General features: G+C 70.7%; 16 protein-coding genes. 10 read left to right on the plus strand and 6 right to left on the minus strand.

Features of this window, described 5'->3' with window-relative positions; all coding sequences use genetic code 11:
• Positions 1-34: 34 nt before the first annotated feature.
• The 6 genes from RS82_RS13385 (at position 35) to RS82_RS13410 (ending at position 5,039) form a co-directional block, all read left to right on the plus strand.
• Positions 35-859, plus strand: a complete 825-nt coding sequence (locus tag RS82_RS13385; RefSeq protein WP_045300251.1) for an ABC transporter ATP-binding protein — start codon at positions 35-37, stop codon at positions 857-859.
• Positions 856-1,530, plus strand: coding sequence for an ABC transporter permease (locus RS82_RS13390; RefSeq protein WP_045300253.1), 675 nt, complete (start codon positions 856-858; stop codon positions 1,528-1,530). The genes RS82_RS13385 and RS82_RS13390 overlap by 4 nt, the downstream gene beginning before the upstream one ends.
• Positions 1,527-2,255 carry an ABC transporter permease gene (locus RS82_RS13395; RefSeq protein ID WP_045300591.1) on the plus strand — a complete coding sequence of 243 codons (729 nt, stop codon included), beginning with the start codon at positions 1,527-1,529 and terminating at the stop codon, positions 2,253-2,255. Before RS82_RS13390 ends, RS82_RS13395 begins: the two co-directional genes overlap by 4 nt.
• 29 nt (positions 2,256-2,284) lie before the next feature.
• The gene (locus RS82_RS13400) at positions 2,285-3,199 is read left to right on the plus strand and encodes an ABC transporter substrate-binding protein (protein WP_045300254.1); all 915 of its coding nucleotides are present in this window, start codon (positions 2,285-2,287) and stop codon (positions 3,197-3,199) included.
• 147 nt (positions 3,200-3,346) lie between these two features.
• On the plus strand, positions 3,347-4,720 hold the full coding sequence (locus tag RS82_RS13405) for a hypothetical protein (RefSeq protein WP_045300256.1): 1,374 nt from the start codon (positions 3,347-3,349) through the stop codon (positions 4,718-4,720).
• Between the two features lie 19 nt (positions 4,721-4,739).
• A complete protein-coding gene (locus RS82_RS13410; protein WP_045300258.1) occupies positions 4,740-5,039 on the plus strand; it encodes a hypothetical protein in 300 nt (99 codons plus the stop codon).
• An 11-nt stretch (positions 5,040-5,050) separates the two neighbouring features.
• Here RS82_RS13410 and RS82_RS13415 read toward each other — a convergent pair whose 3' ends face one another.
• The 4 genes from RS82_RS13415 to RS82_RS13430 all read right to left on the minus strand — a co-directional run bounded on the left by RS82_RS13415 (position 5,051) and on the right by RS82_RS13430 (position 9,029).
• Positions 5,051-5,449: a DUF3054 domain-containing protein gene (locus RS82_RS13415; RefSeq protein ID WP_396653208.1), complete on the minus strand. Its 399-nt coding sequence runs from the start codon at positions 5,447-5,449 to the stop codon at positions 5,051-5,053.
• Positions 5,446-6,189 (minus strand): sulfurtransferase, encoded by a 744-nt coding sequence (locus RS82_RS13420; RefSeq protein ID WP_045300260.1) that lies wholly within the window; start codon positions 6,187-6,189, stop codon positions 5,446-5,448. The genes RS82_RS13415 and RS82_RS13420 overlap by 4 nt, the downstream gene beginning before the upstream one ends.
• Positions 6,190-6,554: 365 nt before the next feature.
• Positions 6,555-7,490 (minus strand): SDR family oxidoreductase, encoded by a 936-nt coding sequence (locus tag RS82_RS13425; RefSeq protein ID WP_045300262.1) that lies wholly within the window; start codon positions 7,488-7,490, stop codon positions 6,555-6,557.
• Between the two features lie 120 nt (positions 7,491-7,610).
• Entirely contained in the window at positions 7,611-9,029 is a 1,419-nt protein-coding gene (locus RS82_RS13430; protein ID WP_045300264.1) for an amidase, read from the minus strand.
• 325 nt (positions 9,030-9,354) lie between these two features.
• Here RS82_RS13430 and RS82_RS13435 point away from each other — a divergent pair, with 325 nt between their 5' ends.
• Positions 9,355-9,726: a hypothetical protein gene (locus RS82_RS13435; protein ID WP_245619612.1), complete on the plus strand. Its 372-nt coding sequence runs from the start codon at positions 9,355-9,357 to the stop codon at positions 9,724-9,726.
• Positions 9,727-9,785: 59 nt separating this feature from the next.
• Positions 9,786-10,394, plus strand: a complete 609-nt coding sequence (locus RS82_RS13440; protein WP_084695641.1) for an ArsR family transcriptional regulator — start codon at positions 9,786-9,788, stop codon at positions 10,392-10,394.
• Positions 10,395-10,407: 13 nt separating this feature from the next.
• Here RS82_RS13440 and fdhD read toward each other — a convergent pair whose 3' ends face one another.
• Together fdhD and moaA are read right to left on the minus strand one after the other, a co-directional pair.
• Positions 10,408-11,322: a formate dehydrogenase accessory sulfurtransferase FdhD gene (gene fdhD / locus RS82_RS13445; RefSeq protein ID WP_045300270.1), complete on the minus strand. Its 915-nt coding sequence runs from the start codon at positions 11,320-11,322 to the stop codon at positions 10,408-10,410.
• A gap of 1 nt (position 11,323) precedes the next feature.
• Positions 11,324-12,409: a GTP 3',8-cyclase MoaA gene (gene moaA / locus RS82_RS13450; protein WP_045300273.1), complete on the minus strand. Its 1,086-nt coding sequence runs from the start codon at positions 12,407-12,409 to the stop codon at positions 11,324-11,326.
• Between the two features lie 229 nt (positions 12,410-12,638).
• On the opposite strand from moaA, the gene RS82_RS13455 reads away from it, so the two are divergent.
• Both RS82_RS13455 and cydB read left to right on the plus strand, forming a co-directional pair.
• Positions 12,639-14,084, plus strand: a complete 1,446-nt coding sequence (locus RS82_RS13455) for a cytochrome ubiquinol oxidase subunit I (protein WP_045300275.1) — start codon at positions 12,639-12,641, stop codon at positions 14,082-14,084.
• Between the two features lie 18 nt (positions 14,085-14,102).
• Positions 14,103-15,137, plus strand: coding sequence for a cytochrome d ubiquinol oxidase subunit II (gene cydB / locus RS82_RS13460; RefSeq protein ID WP_045300277.1), 1,035 nt, complete (start codon positions 14,103-14,105; stop codon positions 15,135-15,137).
• Positions 15,138-15,212: the final 75 nt, after the last annotated feature.

Raw genomic sequence — 15,212 nt, forward strand, 5'->3', positions numbered from 1 at the left:
GTGGTTATCTGGGAACCCCGGCCGAAAGGGCAGCATGGCGATCGAATTCCGTGGGGTCTCGAAGCGGTACCCCGATGGCACGGCCGCCGTCGAGGACTTCAGCGTGCTCATGCCCGCGCACAAGACCACGGTGCTCGTCGGTTCGTCCGGCAGCGGCAAGACCACGTTGCTGCGTATGATCAACCGGCTCGTCGACCCCACCGGCGGCGTCATCACGATCGACGACGAGCCGATCTCGGAACGCGACCCCGTCACGCTGCGCCGGGGCATCGGCTACGTGCTGCAGAACGCCGGCCTCCTCCCTCATTTCTCCGTCGTCGACAACATCGCGACGGTGCCGGTGCTGAACGGCGTCGCGAAGGCGAAGGCGCGCGAGCGGGCTCTCGAGCTCATGGATGTCGTCGGCCTCGAGCGCGGTCTGGCCAAGCGGTATCCGAGCCAGCTCTCGGGCGGTCAGCAGCAGCGCGTCGGCGTCGCCCGCGCCCTCGCCGTCGACCCGAACATCCTGCTGATGGACGAGCCGTTCGGAGCGGTCGACCCCATCGTGCGCCGCGAACTGCAGACAGAGACGCTCCGCCTGCAGGAGGAGCTCGACAAGACGATCGTGTTCGTCACCCACGACATCGACGAGGCGTTCCTGCTCGGCGATCAGGTGGTGATCCTCGAGAAGGGCGCGCGCATCGCGCAGATCGGCAGCCCCAGCGAGATCATCGAGAACCCGGCGAGCGACTTCGTGGCCGACTTCATCGGGGTCGAGCGGGGCACGCGGGCACTGCGCGCCAAGCGCACGGCGCGCGGCACGGTGCTCGTCGACGACGCCGGCCGCACACAGGGCGTGCTCGTGGAGGACGAACTGTGAGCTGGGTCGCCGACAACGTCGACATGATCTGGGCGCTGACGCTCGATCATCTGCGGCAGAGCGCCATCGCGATCATCGCGGGCTTCGTGCTGTCGGTGCCTCTGGGGTGGGTGGCCTTCCGGTACACGCGGTTGCGCGGCACCGTGCTGACCGTCGTCGGTCTGCTGTACACCATCCCGTCGTTCGCACTCTTCGCTCTGCTCACCACACTGTTCGGCATCCCCTACCAATCCGAGCTGAACCTCGTGGTGGCGCTCACGATCTACGCCGTGGCCATCTTGACCCGATCCGTCACGGACGGTCTCGCCTCGGTCGACCCCGGCACGAGGTCCGCCGCGGTCGCGGTCGGTTTCGGCGGCTGGCGACGTTTCTGGACGGTGGACTTCCCCCTGGCCGGGCCCGTGGTGCTCGCGGGGCTGCGCGTGACGGCGATGTCCACGATCTCGCTGGCGACCGTCGGAGCCCTCATCGGCGTTCAGAACCTGGGCTACCTGTTCACGAACGGGTCGCAGCGACGCATCATCGCCGAGGTGTTCGCCGGCGTCGTCGCGGTCGTCGTGATCGCGGTCCTCATCGATCTCCTGCTCATGCTGGCGGGGCGCGCGCTCATGCCGTGGACCCGGCGCATCTCCGCGCCGCGCCGCGCCCGGCCCCGGGCGGTGGCCGCATGAACCTGCTCGCCGACGCGTTCGCCTGGATCTTCTCCCCCGCGCGGCTGACGGGCTCCCTGCCGCTGCCGACCGCGATCGCCCAGCACCTCGCGTACACGTTCGGCTCTGTGGCGATCGCGGCCGTCATCGCCGTCCCCGTCGGCTGGCTGATCGGTCATACGGGCAAGGGGCGCGAGGTAGCGGTGTTCCTGTCGGGGGCTGCCCGCGCGCTGCCCGCGCTCGGGCTCGTCGTGCTCCTCTACCTGCTGTTCGGCGTCTCGCTCAAGACCGAGGCCGCCGTCGCAGCTTTCGTGGTGCTCGCCATCCCGTCGATCCTCGCCGGAGCGTATGCCGGCATCGAGGCGATCGACCGCTCGGTGATCGACGCCGGGCGCGCGATGGGAATGACCCAGTGGCAGATCCTGTTCCGGATCGAAGTGCCGCTCGGACTCTCTCTTCTCATCGGCGGTTTCCGCTCCGCGACGCTGCAGGTGGTCGCCACGGTGACCATCGGGGCCTATATCGGGGTGGGCGGCCTCGGGTTCTACATCCTGCAGGGCATCGCGCTGCGCGACTTCGCCGAGATCCTCGGGGCCTCGATCATCGTCGTGGCCCTCGCCATCGTGCTCGACGGACTCTTCGCCCTGCTCGCCCGCTTCGCCGTGCCCCGCACCGACGGCCCTCGCCGGCGGTCGTCACGAGCCGCCCGCACCGACTCGGTCCGCTCGCTGCAGGTCTCCCACTGATCCCCCACCACCACACCGGAGGTATGACAATGTCCACAGCACGAACCCGCCTCACGGCCGCCCTGGCCGGAACCGCGATCGCGGCGCTCGCCCTCGCGGGCTGCGCCTCGAGCGACCCCCTCAGCGACGACAGCAACGACAGCGGCAACACCGCTGACTCGTCGACCATCGTCATCGGCTCGCAGGCCTACTACTCGAACGAGATCATCGCCGAGATCTACGCGCAGGCGCTCGAGGGCGCCGGCTTCACCGTCGAGCGCAACTTCAACATCGGACAGCGCGACGTGTACATCCCCTCGCTCGAGGACGGCTCGATCGACCTGTTCCCGGAGTACACCGGCAACCTGCTGCAGTTCTTCGACCCTCAGACGACGGCCACGACGTCGGATGACGTCTACGCGGCCCTCAAGGACGCCCTGCCGGACGGGCTGACGGTCCTCGACCAGTCGCCCGCCACCGATCAGGACTCCTACAACGTCACGGCCGCGTTCGCCGAGGAGAACGGACTCACCTCGATCGAGGACCTCGCCGGCATCGAGGGCCTGGTGCTGGGTGGGGCGCCGGAGCTCGAGGAGCGTCCCTACGGCCCCAAGGGCCTCAAGGACCTCTACAACGTCGACGTGGCCTTCAGCGCCACCGCCGACACCACCGTCGACGAGCTGGTCGCCGGCAACATCCAGGTGGCGAACGTCTACAGCGCCGATCCCCGCATCAAGACCGACGATCTGGTGACGCTCGAGGACCCGAAGGGCCTCTTCCTGGCGTCGAACGTCGTCCCCGTCGTCAACGCCGACATCGCCGACGAGATCGCCGACGTGATCAACGCCGTGAGCGCCGCGCTGACGCCCGAGGGCCTCGTCGCGCTCAATGTCGAATCGACGGTGGACCAACGCTCGTCCGAAGACATCGCGAAGGATTGGCTCGCCGACAACGGCCTGAGCTGACGCCGCGAAGCCACGACGGCGCCCCCGCGTCGCCCGCCCAGGGCCGCGCCGGGGGCGCCGTCGTCGTGTCGGGGAGCCAGAGGCGCCCGACCGCGGCCACGCGACTTCGCTAGGTTGGGCACCCAGGAGACCGCGAACAGGAGCCGCATGCCCGATCCCCTGCCTCCGGGCGACGCCGACACCGCGACGCCGGGCGACCCGGCGAACGCGTCGACTGCGGACGGCGCGGCCACCCCGCAGCGCTATCGCACACCCGACCTCGACGCTCCGCAATACGCGGTCCCGGCGTACGCGGCGCCGGAACCCGGCGACGCCGCATCCCCGCCCACGGCGTCGGGCACGCCGGGCCGCTACGCGGCGCCGCACGGCTACGCGCTCGCCGGCACGGACCCGCGCGGAGCCGACCCCCTGCTCCCGCCCTACGCGCGGGACGGCGCGGCTCAGGCATCCGGCCGCCCCGTCGGGCCCGGCTACCCCACGACCTCGGCGTACCCGGCTGCGCCAGGCTCCCCGGCGGCACCCGGTGGCGCCGGGTACCCCCTGCCCGGAGGCCGTGACAGCCGACCCAAGGCGCTCGCCATCGTCGCACTGGTCCTCGCCGGCGCCGGCATGCTCCTGCTCTTCGTCGGTGCAGGGCTCGGGTCGAGCTCAGGCTTGCTCGCTCCCCTGTTGCTCCTCGCGGCATTCGTACTGTCGCTGGTCGCTCTCCTCGGCCGGCATCAGGGGGGCAAAGGCTTCGGCGTGGGCGCGCTGGTGACCTCGGTCCTCGGCGGCCTGGTGTCGATCGTGATCGCGGTCGCGTGGCTCGGACCGTTCGGCACCTCCTCCGGCGATGATGTCGTTTCGAACTCAGGCGACGGTTACTACGACGATTACGCCATCCCCGGCGTCGCCGCGCCGGGCACGGACGGCCAGCCCGACCCCGGCGCGCAGTTCCCGACGCCCCAGCGGCCGACGGTGACGGAGACCGCGTTCGGGCACGATTTCGGCGACATCTGGTGGTACGTCGTCGTGGTCGACAACCCGAATGCCGACTATGTGTTCGACGCCTTCCTCGACGCACAGGCGTACGCCGAGGACGGCACCGTCATCGGTTCCTCGACCGCCATCGCGACCCTGCTGTCGGGTCAGACCGCGGTCGTCGGCTACTTCACCATCGAGGGCGAAGAGCTGATCGACGCCATCGAGGTGACCGTGCCCGAGGCCTCGGAAGCGACGCTCTCGCCGGGGGAAGAGACGGGCTCGTTCAGCGTCGACGGGCTCACCGGCGCGCCCGATCCCGGCGGGACATCGACACGGACACCGGCGGGCTCAGCGACCGGCACCGTGAGCGGGCGGTTCGCAGACGACCAGCGCTACGTCGCCGTCACCGTGGTCGCGCGGGCGACCGACGGCCGCATCGTGCGCGCCGCCACCGCGTATGTCGACGAGGTGCCCGGCGACGGCAGACCGGTGCCGTTCGAGGCGTGGTTCGCCGAGTTCCCTCCCGACGCGACCCTCCAGGCCTCCGCTCACCGCTGACGCGACGTACGCTGTCGGCATGGCCTTGGGCGACGTGATGGTATGGGGATTCGTCTCCGTGATCGTCGCGCTGCCGGTGTACTTCCTGTGGTTCGCGTTCGACACTCACCGCCGCCGCCGGCGCGGCGAGACGCCGTCGCACTCGTCGGGCGGACTGCTCGGGGTCGAGGAGTTCTTCTACCCGACCGCGGAGAACGCCCGCGCCGTGTGGGAGGCGGAGCAGATCACCCCCGCACCCGCGCCGCTTCCCGGCGACGGCCCTGGCGTGATCGAGGGCAACCGGATCGTGATAGCGACCGGCCTCCGCGAGACCGACTGAACTCGCTCCGATCAGCGCCGGCGCACGCGTCGCACAACCGCTACGATGACCCGCCAGCCCACGAGCGCGACCAGCAGCGTCAGCGACGCGACGATGATGAACGCCAGAGCGGTGCCCTGACCCGATGCCCAGCGCAGCAGCATCCCACCGGCGACGGTGATCGCCCAGACGCCCAGGCCGGTGCGTACGGGCGCCGCCGGTGCACGCCACGCTCGCGTGACGAGCCAGCCGATACCCAGGCCGGCCAGGAACGGCCAGGCGGTCTGCCAGAGGCCGGTCCACACGTCGGAGTCATGGCTCGCGCGGCCGATGGCGGCGAACGCGATCACGAGCGCGACGTCGAGGGCGAGCGCGCCCAGGACCGTGGCGCGACCGACGGGGCTCGCAGCCGCCGATTCCGGCACGGTCACGCGACGGCTCCCGATCGCGGCACCAGCGCCGGCGTCAAGGCCTCCCGCTCGTCGAACACGAAGCAGTCGCCGTTCCAGTGGTCGCCGCCGACGTGCTCGAAGTAGCCCAGGATGCCGCCCTCCAGCTGGTAGGCCTCGACGCCCGCCTCGCGCAGGTAGATCGCGGCCTTCTCGCACCGGATGCCGCCCGTGCAGTAGCTCACGACGGTCTTGCCTTCGAGGTCGCGCGCTGCGGCGGCCGCGGCATCCGGGAACTGCGTGAACCGCTCGATGCGCCAGTCGAGAGCGCCGTCGAAGGCGCCGTAGTCGACCTCGAAGGCATTGCGGGTGTCGAGCAGCACGACTTCGCGGCCGTCGTCGTCGTGACCGCTGTCGAGCCAGCGGTGCAGCGTGGCGGGAGCGACGGCGGGCGCACGATCGCCCTCGGGGCGAATGGCGGGGTGGTCCATGCGGATGATCTCGCGCTTGACCCTGACGAGCATCTTGCCGAACGGCTGCGCGTCCGACCAGCTCTCCTTCGTCGTGAGCGCGGCGAAGCGCGGATCCGCCCGCAGCTCCGCGACGAAGCCACGCACCCCCTGGGCGTCACCCGCGAGGAAGAGGTTGATCCCCTCCTCGGCGAGCAGGATCGTGCCCTTCAACCCGGCAGCGACCGCGCGCTCACGCAGCAGCGTGCGCAGCTCACCGGTGTCGTCGATGCGCGTGAAGAGGTACGCCGAGATGTTGAGAACGGATGCCACCCCTCCAGCCTACGGAGGCCGCTGTAATCTCTTCGCCCGACGAGGTCAAGGGCCTCGCCGGGCCGCGCCGGGATGCGCAGACTGACACCCGCAGAAGGGGCGTGACGCGCGACCCTCGTTCCTCCCAGGAGAGGCCATGACCGACCCCACAGTCCCCGAACGGCTGCCGGACCAGAATCCGCCGGATGGGATGCCGCCCGGACCGGGCTCTCCCGGGCCGGGGAACCCTGAGCCGGGTCCCGGCCCCAGCATCCCGACGCCGCCGGACGAGCCGATGGCGCCGTGGCCGGAAGAGCCGCTGGCGCCCCACCCGGAGGAGCCGCCGTTTCCGCGGACACCCGAGACGCCGGGCCCGTAGCCGACGGTCACGCGCGCACGGCATCGCTGCGGTCCTGCAGCAGCTGTTCGGCCACTGCCCACATCCGCGAACCGTCGACCGGATCGGCGAGTCGTCGATACGGACGCACGGGGCCGGCCGCCCCGCCGAAGTGCAGGGCGCCTGTGGGGCCGAAGAAGCCCGGGGCCGGCGCGTTCGTCACCGCGGCCAGCAGCGCCGGCTGCGCTGCCTGCGCCGGCGTGCTGCCGAGGCGGTCGGCGAGCCGGCGTCCGAGCCCGCCCCGATCGCGGGCCCGCATGGCCGGCGCGATCCCGGTGCCGGGCACGACGCCGGGGTGGCTGAGGTGCACGGTGATGCCCCCGCCGACCGCCGCCGAGCGCCGGGCGAGTTCGTAGCCGAACAGTCCCAGCGCCACCTTCGACGACCCGTAGGCGCGCAGCGGCGCATAGCGGTGCTCGCTCTGCAGGTCGTCCCACACGAGGCGCGAGACGCCGGCCGCCAGGCTCAGCTGCACGACGACGCGCGCACCTCGCTCCTGCAGCAGCGGCAGCAGCGCCGTCGTGAGCGCGAAGTGCCCCAGGAAGTTCGTCTGGAAGTGCAGCTCGAAACCATCGGCGCTCATATGGCGCTCGCGGTCGCCGAGCAGCACGATGCCGGCGTTCAGCACGACCAGATCGAGCTGCGTCCGCTCGGCGAGGACCGCCGCCGCGAGCGCGCGGACCGAGTCCAGCCGCGCGAGATCGAGGTCGACCAGGTCGGCACGCGCGTCGGGCGCGCTCTCCCGGATGCGTTCGACCGCCCGCTCTGCCTTGACGCGATTGCGCACCGGCAGCACGAGATCGGCGCCGGCCGCCGCAAGGCCACGTGCGATCTCGACGCCGACGCCATCGCTCGCGCCCGTGACCAGCGCAGTGCGCCCCCGCAGATCGGGCAGCGCGACCGGCGACGCCTGCGTGCGAGACATGGGTCCTCCGTTCGGCTCCGTCCCGGAGGAGGACGGACGGATGCCGCTGATACCTGCCCGCACCCCCGGCTGGCCTGCCTCAGCCTGGCGCAGGGGCGCCTCCGGGCGCCAGAGGTCCCCTCAGAACGGCGAAGGAACCGGGGGAAGTGCCGGTACTCCGGCCTCGACCGCGCGCCCCGCCTCGAACAGCACGTCCTCGCCGAACATGGGGCCGATGAGCTGCACGCCGGTGGGCATGCCGTCGGCCCCGAGGCCGGTGGGCAGGGCCAGCGCCGGCAGTCCGAGGAAGTTGACGACCACCGTCAGCCACAGATCTCGCCATGCGCGATCCGCGGCCTCCTGACCGCCCAGGTCGTAGTCGGGCTCGCGCATCCGGGACATCGACACGGGACCCAGGATCACGGGCACCTCGACCTGCAGCCGTCTCCACTCGGCCGCGATCACGGCCCGCCGCGCCCACGCCTGCGCGTACTCGCGCGCCGACTCGTACGGGCGCGCCGCCGCCGTGCTGTCGCGCAGGAACTGCGTGGCGGAACGCCCGAGCGGCAGGCCGAGCGCCGCGGGGTCGAGCGAGATGAGCATGTCGGTGCACGACAGGCGCCGCCACAGCACGGCCGCCTCCTCGAGGAGCGGGCCGGCGGCGTCGACGATCTCCCAGCCTGCACGCGCGAGGGATGCTGCGGCCCGGTCGAGTCCGGCCGCCACATCCGGATCCACCTCGAGGCCCGCAGGATCGCGCACCACGCCGACGCGGCGCGGCACCGCATCGGGGCGCACCGCGGGCGCGGCGATCGACACCGGGTCGTCGGCATCCCATCCCTGCATGACCCCGAGTGCGAGCGCGACGTCGTCGACGCGCCGCGCCATGGGCCCGTTCACGGAGAACTGCTGGAGCGTGAGCGCCACCGGCTGCTCTCGCACCGCCGCGCGCGGCACGCGCCCGAGCGACGGGCGGAGTCCGACCACGCCTGCCGCGTAGGCGGGGAGGCGGAGCGAGCCGCCGAAGTCGTTGCCGAGGCCGATCCCGCTCATCCCGGTCGCCACGGCGACGGCGTCCCCGCCGCTGGATCCGCCGGCACTGCGTGCGCGGTTCCACGGGTTCAGGGTGCGGCCGAACACGTCGTTGTCCGTGTCCCACCGCATCCCGAAGTCGGGCATGTTGCCCCGGGCGACGGGCACCGCCCCGGCATCCCGCAACCGCCGCACGACGGCGGCGTCTCGGGCGGGCACGGCGTCGGCCAGCCCGCGCCAGCCGTTCGTCGTCGCCGACCAGGTGAGGTCGATGTTCTCCTTCACCGAGATCGGGACGCCCGCGAGAGGCCCGGGGTCGCGACCTGCCTTGACGGCGGCATCGATCTCGGCGGCCGCGCTGCGCGCACGGTCGGCGAAGACCACGGTGAGCGCGTTGACGCCGGGATCGATCCGCCCGATGCGGGCCAGATGCTCCTCGACGACCTCCTGCGCGGTCAGTTCCCCCTCCCGTACGGCAGCGGCCATCGCAGTGGCGGAATCGAGGGGAGGAGGCGGCGGCTGGCTCATGTCGGTCCCATCCCACCACGAGCGCGCGAACCCCGGCGGTCGGCACGACCGAATAGCACTCAGGAGACGCACAGGCAATCCCCCTTGCGAACACCGGCGGTGGGCGTAGCTTCTCCCTCAGACCCCGTGACCGTGCGCCCCGAAGCTCCACCCCTCGACGGACGGCGGTCGTGGATGGTGAGCGCGGAGTCCGCTCCCCCAGTGGCGGTTCTCCCTGGCGCCCCGACGCTGTCCGCCCGTCCCCGCCGGCGGACAGCGCCATATCCGGGCGAAATCGTGCGAATCGTGCGATGCCCCGCCATCGCGCGCCACTAGAGTCATGCCCATGGCATCAGGCAAGCAGCAGCAGAAGCCCGAACCCGAGCTCCACGGCGGCGTCCTCTCGGGCGGCGGAAGCGCCACCCTCTGGGGCTGGCTCATCGGACTCGTCGTCTTCGTGTTCGTGGCGGTCCCCATCTCGATCGCGGTGCGCTTCGCGACGCACCCGGCGACGCAGTCGCTGTTCGGCGGACGCCTCGAGGAGGCGACCAGCGGCGCCTACTCCGCGTTCTGGTGGATCGTCGCACTGTTCCTCTTCGCCATCCCCGTGCTGGTCGGCTGGGGCGTCGCGAAGCTCTCCGGACGCACGCTCGCGATCATCGTCGGCATCGTCGCGGTGTTCTTCGTCGCGATCCTCATCTTCGGCCAGCTGTTCTGATCCGACACGGCTGAACCTGCGGGCACCCGGTCGGCATGACGCCCCGCGATAATGGGACCATGACGACCGGGTACAGCGCGATCTCGAGCTACTCTCGCGTCGAGATCATGCACCTGCTCCAGGAGCGCCCGCAGCGGGCGATCTCCGAGCTCGTCGAGGCGACCGGCCTGCACGCCAACACCGTGCGCGAGCACGTGCAGCGTCTCATCGACGCCGGGTATGTGATCGCCGAGACCGAGCGCCGCACGACAAGAGGTCGCCCGCGCGTGCTCTATTCGGCCGCCACCGGCTCCGACGAGGCCTCGAGCCCCGTCGCCGCCCGCCGTGCGGAGGCGGCTGCCCGTCGCGGAGACCTGCTGCGTCGCGTCTACGGATCCGACACGGATGCCGACCTCGGCGCCGAAGCCCTGCACCAGCTCGACGCACTCGTCGAAGACCTCGGTGATGCCGGCTTCGACCCCGTGGTCGACGAGCGCCACCTCACGGTCGACCTGACGCCGTGTCCGCACGTGCCCGCCGCGGAACATCGCGGCGTGCTGTGCAGCGTGCACGTCGCGCTCATGGACAGCGTGCTGGCGCAGGCCGGCGGCCCGCTGCGCGTCGAGGGCATCGCGCCGTCGTGCGACCCGACGCAGTGCGTGGTGCAGCTCGCCACCTCGCGCGGCTGAATCCCCGGCGCGGTCAGCGCACCGCGGCAGTGACCCGCACCCGGTCGGGCCGCGCGTAGACGTTCATCGACGACCCTCGCACGAACCCGACGAGCGTGAGCCCGGAGGCCGCAGCCAGCTCGACGGCCAGTGACGACGGCGCCGACACCGCGGACAGGATCGGGATGCCGGCCATCACGGCCTTCTGCACGAGCTCGAAGCTCGCGCGGCCCGACACCTGCAGCACGATTCCGCTCAGCGGCAGGCGATCCTCCAGCACCGCCCAGCCGATGACCTTGTCGACGGCGTTGTGCCGGCCGACGTCCTCGCGCAGCACGAGGAGCTCACCGGACGCCGCGTCGAACAGAGCCGCCGCGTGGAGACCTCCGGTCTTGTCGAACACCGTCTGGCCGGCGCGCAGGGCGTCGGGAAGACCGGCGAGCATCGTCGCGTCGACGGCCGCGGCATCCGTTCCGACGTCGTAGCGCGACTGCTTCTCGATCGCCTCGATGGACGCTGTGCCGCACACGCCGCACGAACTCGTCGTGTAGAAGTTGCGGGCGATGTCGGTGACGAGCGGCGCGAGCTCGGGCGCGAGAGCGATGTCGAGGACGTTGTAGGTGTTCTCGCTCGAGGTCGCCGGCTCCGCGGGACCGACGCCGATCGTCGACAGCGACGTGGGTGCCGCAGCCCCGGTGCCCGGTCCGCCGCAGTGGATCGCGGAACGCAGGTCTGCGGCGGTCGAGATCACGCCCTCCGAGACCAGGAATCCGGCCGCGAGTTCCAGGTCGTTGCCCGGCGTGCGCATCGTGACGGTGAGAGGCTCGCCGGCGATGCGGATCTCGAGCGGCTCCTCCACGACGAGGGTGTCGGCGCGACGGCGTACCGCGACATCGCCGTCGTTCAGCGCGATGCGGGTGACGGGGGTGCGCGTCGTGATGCGTCCCATGTCAGCCGCCGATCGCGTTCATGCCGCGCGCGGGCTGCAGGAACGACGGGTCGTTGATCGCGTGGCCCGGGAGCTTGCCGCGCACGCAGGAGCGCAGCATCCCGTCGATCTCGTCGTCGTCGCCGCCCGCCCGCAGGATGGGCAGGAGGTCGTACTCGGTGGTCGAGAACAGGCAGTTCCGCAACTGTCCGTCCGCGGTCAACCGCAACCGGTCGCAGTCGCCGCAGAACGGCGCCGTCACCGACGCGATCACCCCCACCGAATGCGGACCATCATCCAGCGTCCACCGCGCCGCGGGCGCCCCACCCCGACCGGGCACCGGCGTCAGCGTCCACCGCGCGGACAGCGCGGTGAGGATTTCGTCCTGCGTCACCATCCGCGACCGGTCCCACGTGTGCCCGGCATCCAACGGCATCTGCTCGATGAACCGCATCTGCGCATCATGCGCGGTCGCGAACTCCACCAGCTCGACCAGCTCGTCCTCGTTGACGTCCCGCATGGCCACCGCGTTCAGCTTCAACGGCCGCAGCCCCGACGCCCCCGCCGCCGCGATGCCCTCCAGCACATCGTCCAGCCGGTCCCGGCGGGTCAGTGCGTGGAACCGGTCGCGGCGCAGCGTGTCGATCGAGATGTTCAACCGGTTCAGCCCGGCGTCGACCAGCCCGGGCAGCAACTCGGGCAGCCGGATCCCGTTCGTGGTCATCGCGATCTCGACCGGCCGGCCGTCCGGACCGGTGATCGCCGCCAGCCGGCGCACCACCTCGACGATGTCGGAGCGCAGCAGCGGCTCGCCGCCGGTGAGCCGGAACGTCGTGATCCCGTCCGCCGCAGCCACCTGCGCGATGCGCACGATCTCGTCCAGCGTCAGGATGCTCGTCTTCGCCAGCCACTCGTTGCCCTGCTCCGGCATGCAGTAGGTGCATCGCAGCGAACACCGATCCGTCAACGAGATCCGCAGGTCGCGGTGCACACGCCCATGGGTGTCGATCAGCGGTGCCCCGATCGACGCGACCGGGGCCGTGCCCGGATCCGCGGATGCCGCGGGAAGAGGCATCCGTCGCCCGATCGCCACCGGGATCGCGGTCATGCGTCCGGCTCCGATCGCTGTGCCCGGCTCGCCATGCTTCCGAGGGTAGTCGCGCCGCGGACCGCGGGCGCCGGTGCAAGCTCATTATTCACGGCGGGAAGGCTCGCCTCCCGCCCGGATTCCTGGGAATCTGGGTGCACCGGGCGCGCGTTGGACCTCTGTCGCCCGTGTGGTCTGACCACATGCTACGGTGATCAGACCCAGTCCGGAACGATCGGAGAATCGCATCGTGGATCTGCTGGACCCTCTGCTGCTGGCGCGCTGGCAGTTCGGCCTCACGACGCTGTACCACTTCCTGTTCGTCCCCCTCACGCTCGGCATGGCGCTGACGGTCGCGATCTTCCAGACCGCGTGGTTCCGCACCGGCAACGTGAAGTGGCTGCATCTCACGCGGTTCTTCGGGAAGATCTTCCTCATCAACTTCGCGATGGGCGTCGTGACCGGCATCGTGCAGGAGTTCCAGTTCGGCATGAACTGGTCGTCGTACTCCCGGTTCGTCGGCGACGTGTTCGGCGCGCCGCTCGCCTTCGAGGGCCTCATGGCCTTCTTCTTCGAGGCGACCTTCATCGGGCTGTGGATCTTCGGGTGGGACAAACTGCCCAAGGCTCTGCACTTGGCGAGCATCTGGATCGCGACGATCGGGGCCTGGTTCTCGGCGTACTTCATCCTCGCGGCCAACGCGTTCATGCAGAATCCCGTCGGCTTCAAGATGGCCGAGGACGGCTCCCGCGCCGAGATGACGGACTTCTTCGCGGTGCTGACGAACCCGGTGGCCCTCGCGGCCCTCCCCCACACCCTCTTCGCCGCGTTCATGATGACCGCGGGCGTGATCGTCTCGATCTCGGCCTGGCACCTGCTGCGCAAGCAGAACGTCGAGATGATGCGCTCGTCGCTCAAGTTCGGCCTGTGGGGCCTCATCGCCGCCTTCGCCGGGGTCGCGATCTCGGGCGACCAGCTCAGCCTCGTCATGGTGGCGACGCAGCCGATGAAGATGGCCGCCGCCGAGGCGATGTTCGACAGCGCCTGTGGAGCGGACGCCTCGTTCTCGATCTTCACGCTCGGCACACCCGACGGCACGAGCGAGCTCTTCTCGATCCGCGTGCCGTACCTGCTGGCGCTGCTGTCGACGCACTCCCTCGACGGCTGCGTCGAGGGCATCAACGACCTCAACAACCTCTACACGACCGAGCTGTTCCCGCAGTTCGCCGACCAGGTCGACGGCAACTTCGCGCCGATCCTCTGGGTCACGTACTGGGCGTTCCGCTGGATGATCGGTCTCGGCGGCGTCGCCGCGCTCGTCGCGGTCGTCGGCCTCTGGCTCACGCGCAAGAACGCGAAGCGCGAGGTCCCCGCGTGGGCCTGGCGCCTCGCGATCTGGGCCTGGCCGGCCTCCCTCCTCGCGATCCTCGTGGGATGGGTCTTCACCGAGATGGGCCGCCAGCCCTGGATCGTGTTCAGCCTGATGCTGACCGAGGACGGCGTCTCGCCCTCGGTGCCCGGATGGACCGTGCTCATCTCGCTCACCGCGTTCACGCTCATCTACGCGGCGCTCGCGGTGGTCGAGTTCGGCCTCATCCTGAAGACGACCCAGAAGGGCCCGGAGCCCCTCCCCGAGCCGGGAGCGCCGGATGCGCGCACCCAGGCGGTCGAAGACACCCCGACGACGGTCTACTAAGAGCTTCAGGAGCACATCATGGATCTCGCCTACCTCTGGTTCTGGATCGTCGGCTTCCTCTTCGTCGGCTACTTCGTGCTCGACGGGTTCGACTTCGGCGTCGGCATGTCGCTGCCGTTCCTCGGCAAGAACGACATCAGCCGCCGCCAGGTGATCAACACGATCGGCCCGGTGTGGGACCTCAACGAGACGTGGGTCATCGTCGCCGGCGCGTGCCTGTTCGCCGCGTTCCCGGAGTGGTACGCGACGCTGTTCAGCGGCTTCTACCTGGCACTGCTGCTGATCCTGCTGGCGCTCATCCTGCGCGGCGTCTCGTTCGAGTACCGCCACCAGCGCGATTCGCTGCGGTGGAAGAAGGGCTTCGACACGATGATCGTCGTCGGCTCCGCCGTGCCGGCGCTCCTGTGGGGCGTCGCCGTCGCCAACATCGTGCAGGGCGTGCCGCTGGACGCCGACCACGAGTTCACCGGGTCGCTGCTGACGCTGCTCAACCCCTACGGTCTCCTGGGCGGACTGACGACACTCCTGCTCTTCTTCACGCACGGCGTGTACTTCGTCGCGCTGAAGACCGACGGGCAGGTCGCCGCCGACGCGCGCCGGCTCGCCGGCCGCGCGGGACTGCTCACGATCGTCGTCGCCGCGGCCTTCCTGGTGTGGACCGTCGTCATGGCGTTCTCCGAAGGCCGCGACTTCGCGATGGTCACCGCGATCCTGTCGGCCGTCGCGGCCGTGCTCCTGATCGCATCCTGGATCTCGAACGCCCGTGGCCGCGAGGGCTGGGCCTTCGGCTTCGGCGCCTTCACGATCGTGACGGCCGTGCTCGCGGTGTGGTTCGCGCTGTTCCCCTATGTCATGCCGTCGACCGGCGACCCGGCCGGCTCGCTCACGATCGAGAACGCGTCGAGCACGGACTACACGCTGACGATCATGTCGTGGGCGGCGCTCATCTTCCTGCCGCTGGTGCTCGCGTACCAAGGCTGGACGTACTGGATCTTCCGCAAGCGCATCACCCGCTCCCGTATCGAGCAGGCGGCTGCGGCGCCCGCGCACTGACGTGCGGATGACGGGATGCCTCGGGGCGAGGCATCCGTCCTCCCGCGTCAGCTCGCCGACAGGCGCCTCCGGCAG

It is taken from the genome of Microbacterium trichothecenolyticum, from assembly GCF_000956465.1.
GTDB lineage: Bacteria > Actinomycetota > Actinomycetes > Actinomycetales > Microbacteriaceae > Microbacterium > Microbacterium trichothecenolyticum.

Bases quoted from the DNA above. Each gene is read 5' to 3' on its own strand.
- RS82_RS13405 (WP_045300256.1), top strand. From the start codon at position 3,347: ATGCCCGATCCCCTGCCTCCGGGCGACGCCGACACCGCGACGCCGGGC.
- RS82_RS13410 (WP_045300258.1), top strand. From the start codon at position 4,740: ATGGCCTTGGGCGACGTGATGGTATGGGGATTCGTCTCCGTGATCGTC.
- RS82_RS13385 (WP_045300251.1), top strand. From the start codon at position 35: ATGGCGATCGAATTCCGTGGGGTCTCGAAGCGGTACCCCGATGGCACG.
- cydB (WP_045300277.1), top strand. From the start codon at position 14,103: ATGGATCTCGCCTACCTCTGGTTCTGGATCGTCGGCTTCCTCTTCGTC.
- fdhD (WP_045300270.1), bottom strand. From the start codon at position 11,322: ATGGGACGCATCACGACGCGCACCCCCGTCACCCGCATCGCGCTGAAC.
- moaA (WP_045300273.1), bottom strand. From the start codon at position 12,409: ATGACCGCGATCCCGGTGGCGATCGGGCGACGGATGCCTCTTCCCGCG.
- RS82_RS13400 (WP_045300254.1), top strand. From the start codon at position 2,285: ATGTCCACAGCACGAACCCGCCTCACGGCCGCCCTGGCCGGAACCGCG.
- RS82_RS13395 (WP_045300591.1), top strand. From the start codon at position 1,527: ATGAACCTGCTCGCCGACGCGTTCGCCTGGATCTTCTCCCCCGCGCGG.
- RS82_RS13435 (WP_245619612.1), top strand. From the start codon at position 9,355: ATGGCATCAGGCAAGCAGCAGCAGAAGCCCGAACCCGAGCTCCACGGC.
- RS82_RS13425 (WP_045300262.1), bottom strand. From the start codon at position 7,490: ATGTCTCGCACGCAGGCGTCGCCGGTCGCGCTGCCCGATCTGCGGGGG.
- RS82_RS13440 (WP_084695641.1), top strand. From the start codon at position 9,786: ATGACGACCGGGTACAGCGCGATCTCGAGCTACTCTCGCGTCGAGATC.
- RS82_RS13430 (WP_045300264.1), bottom strand. From the start codon at position 9,029: ATGAGCCAGCCGCCGCCTCCTCCCCTCGATTCCGCCACTGCGATGGCC.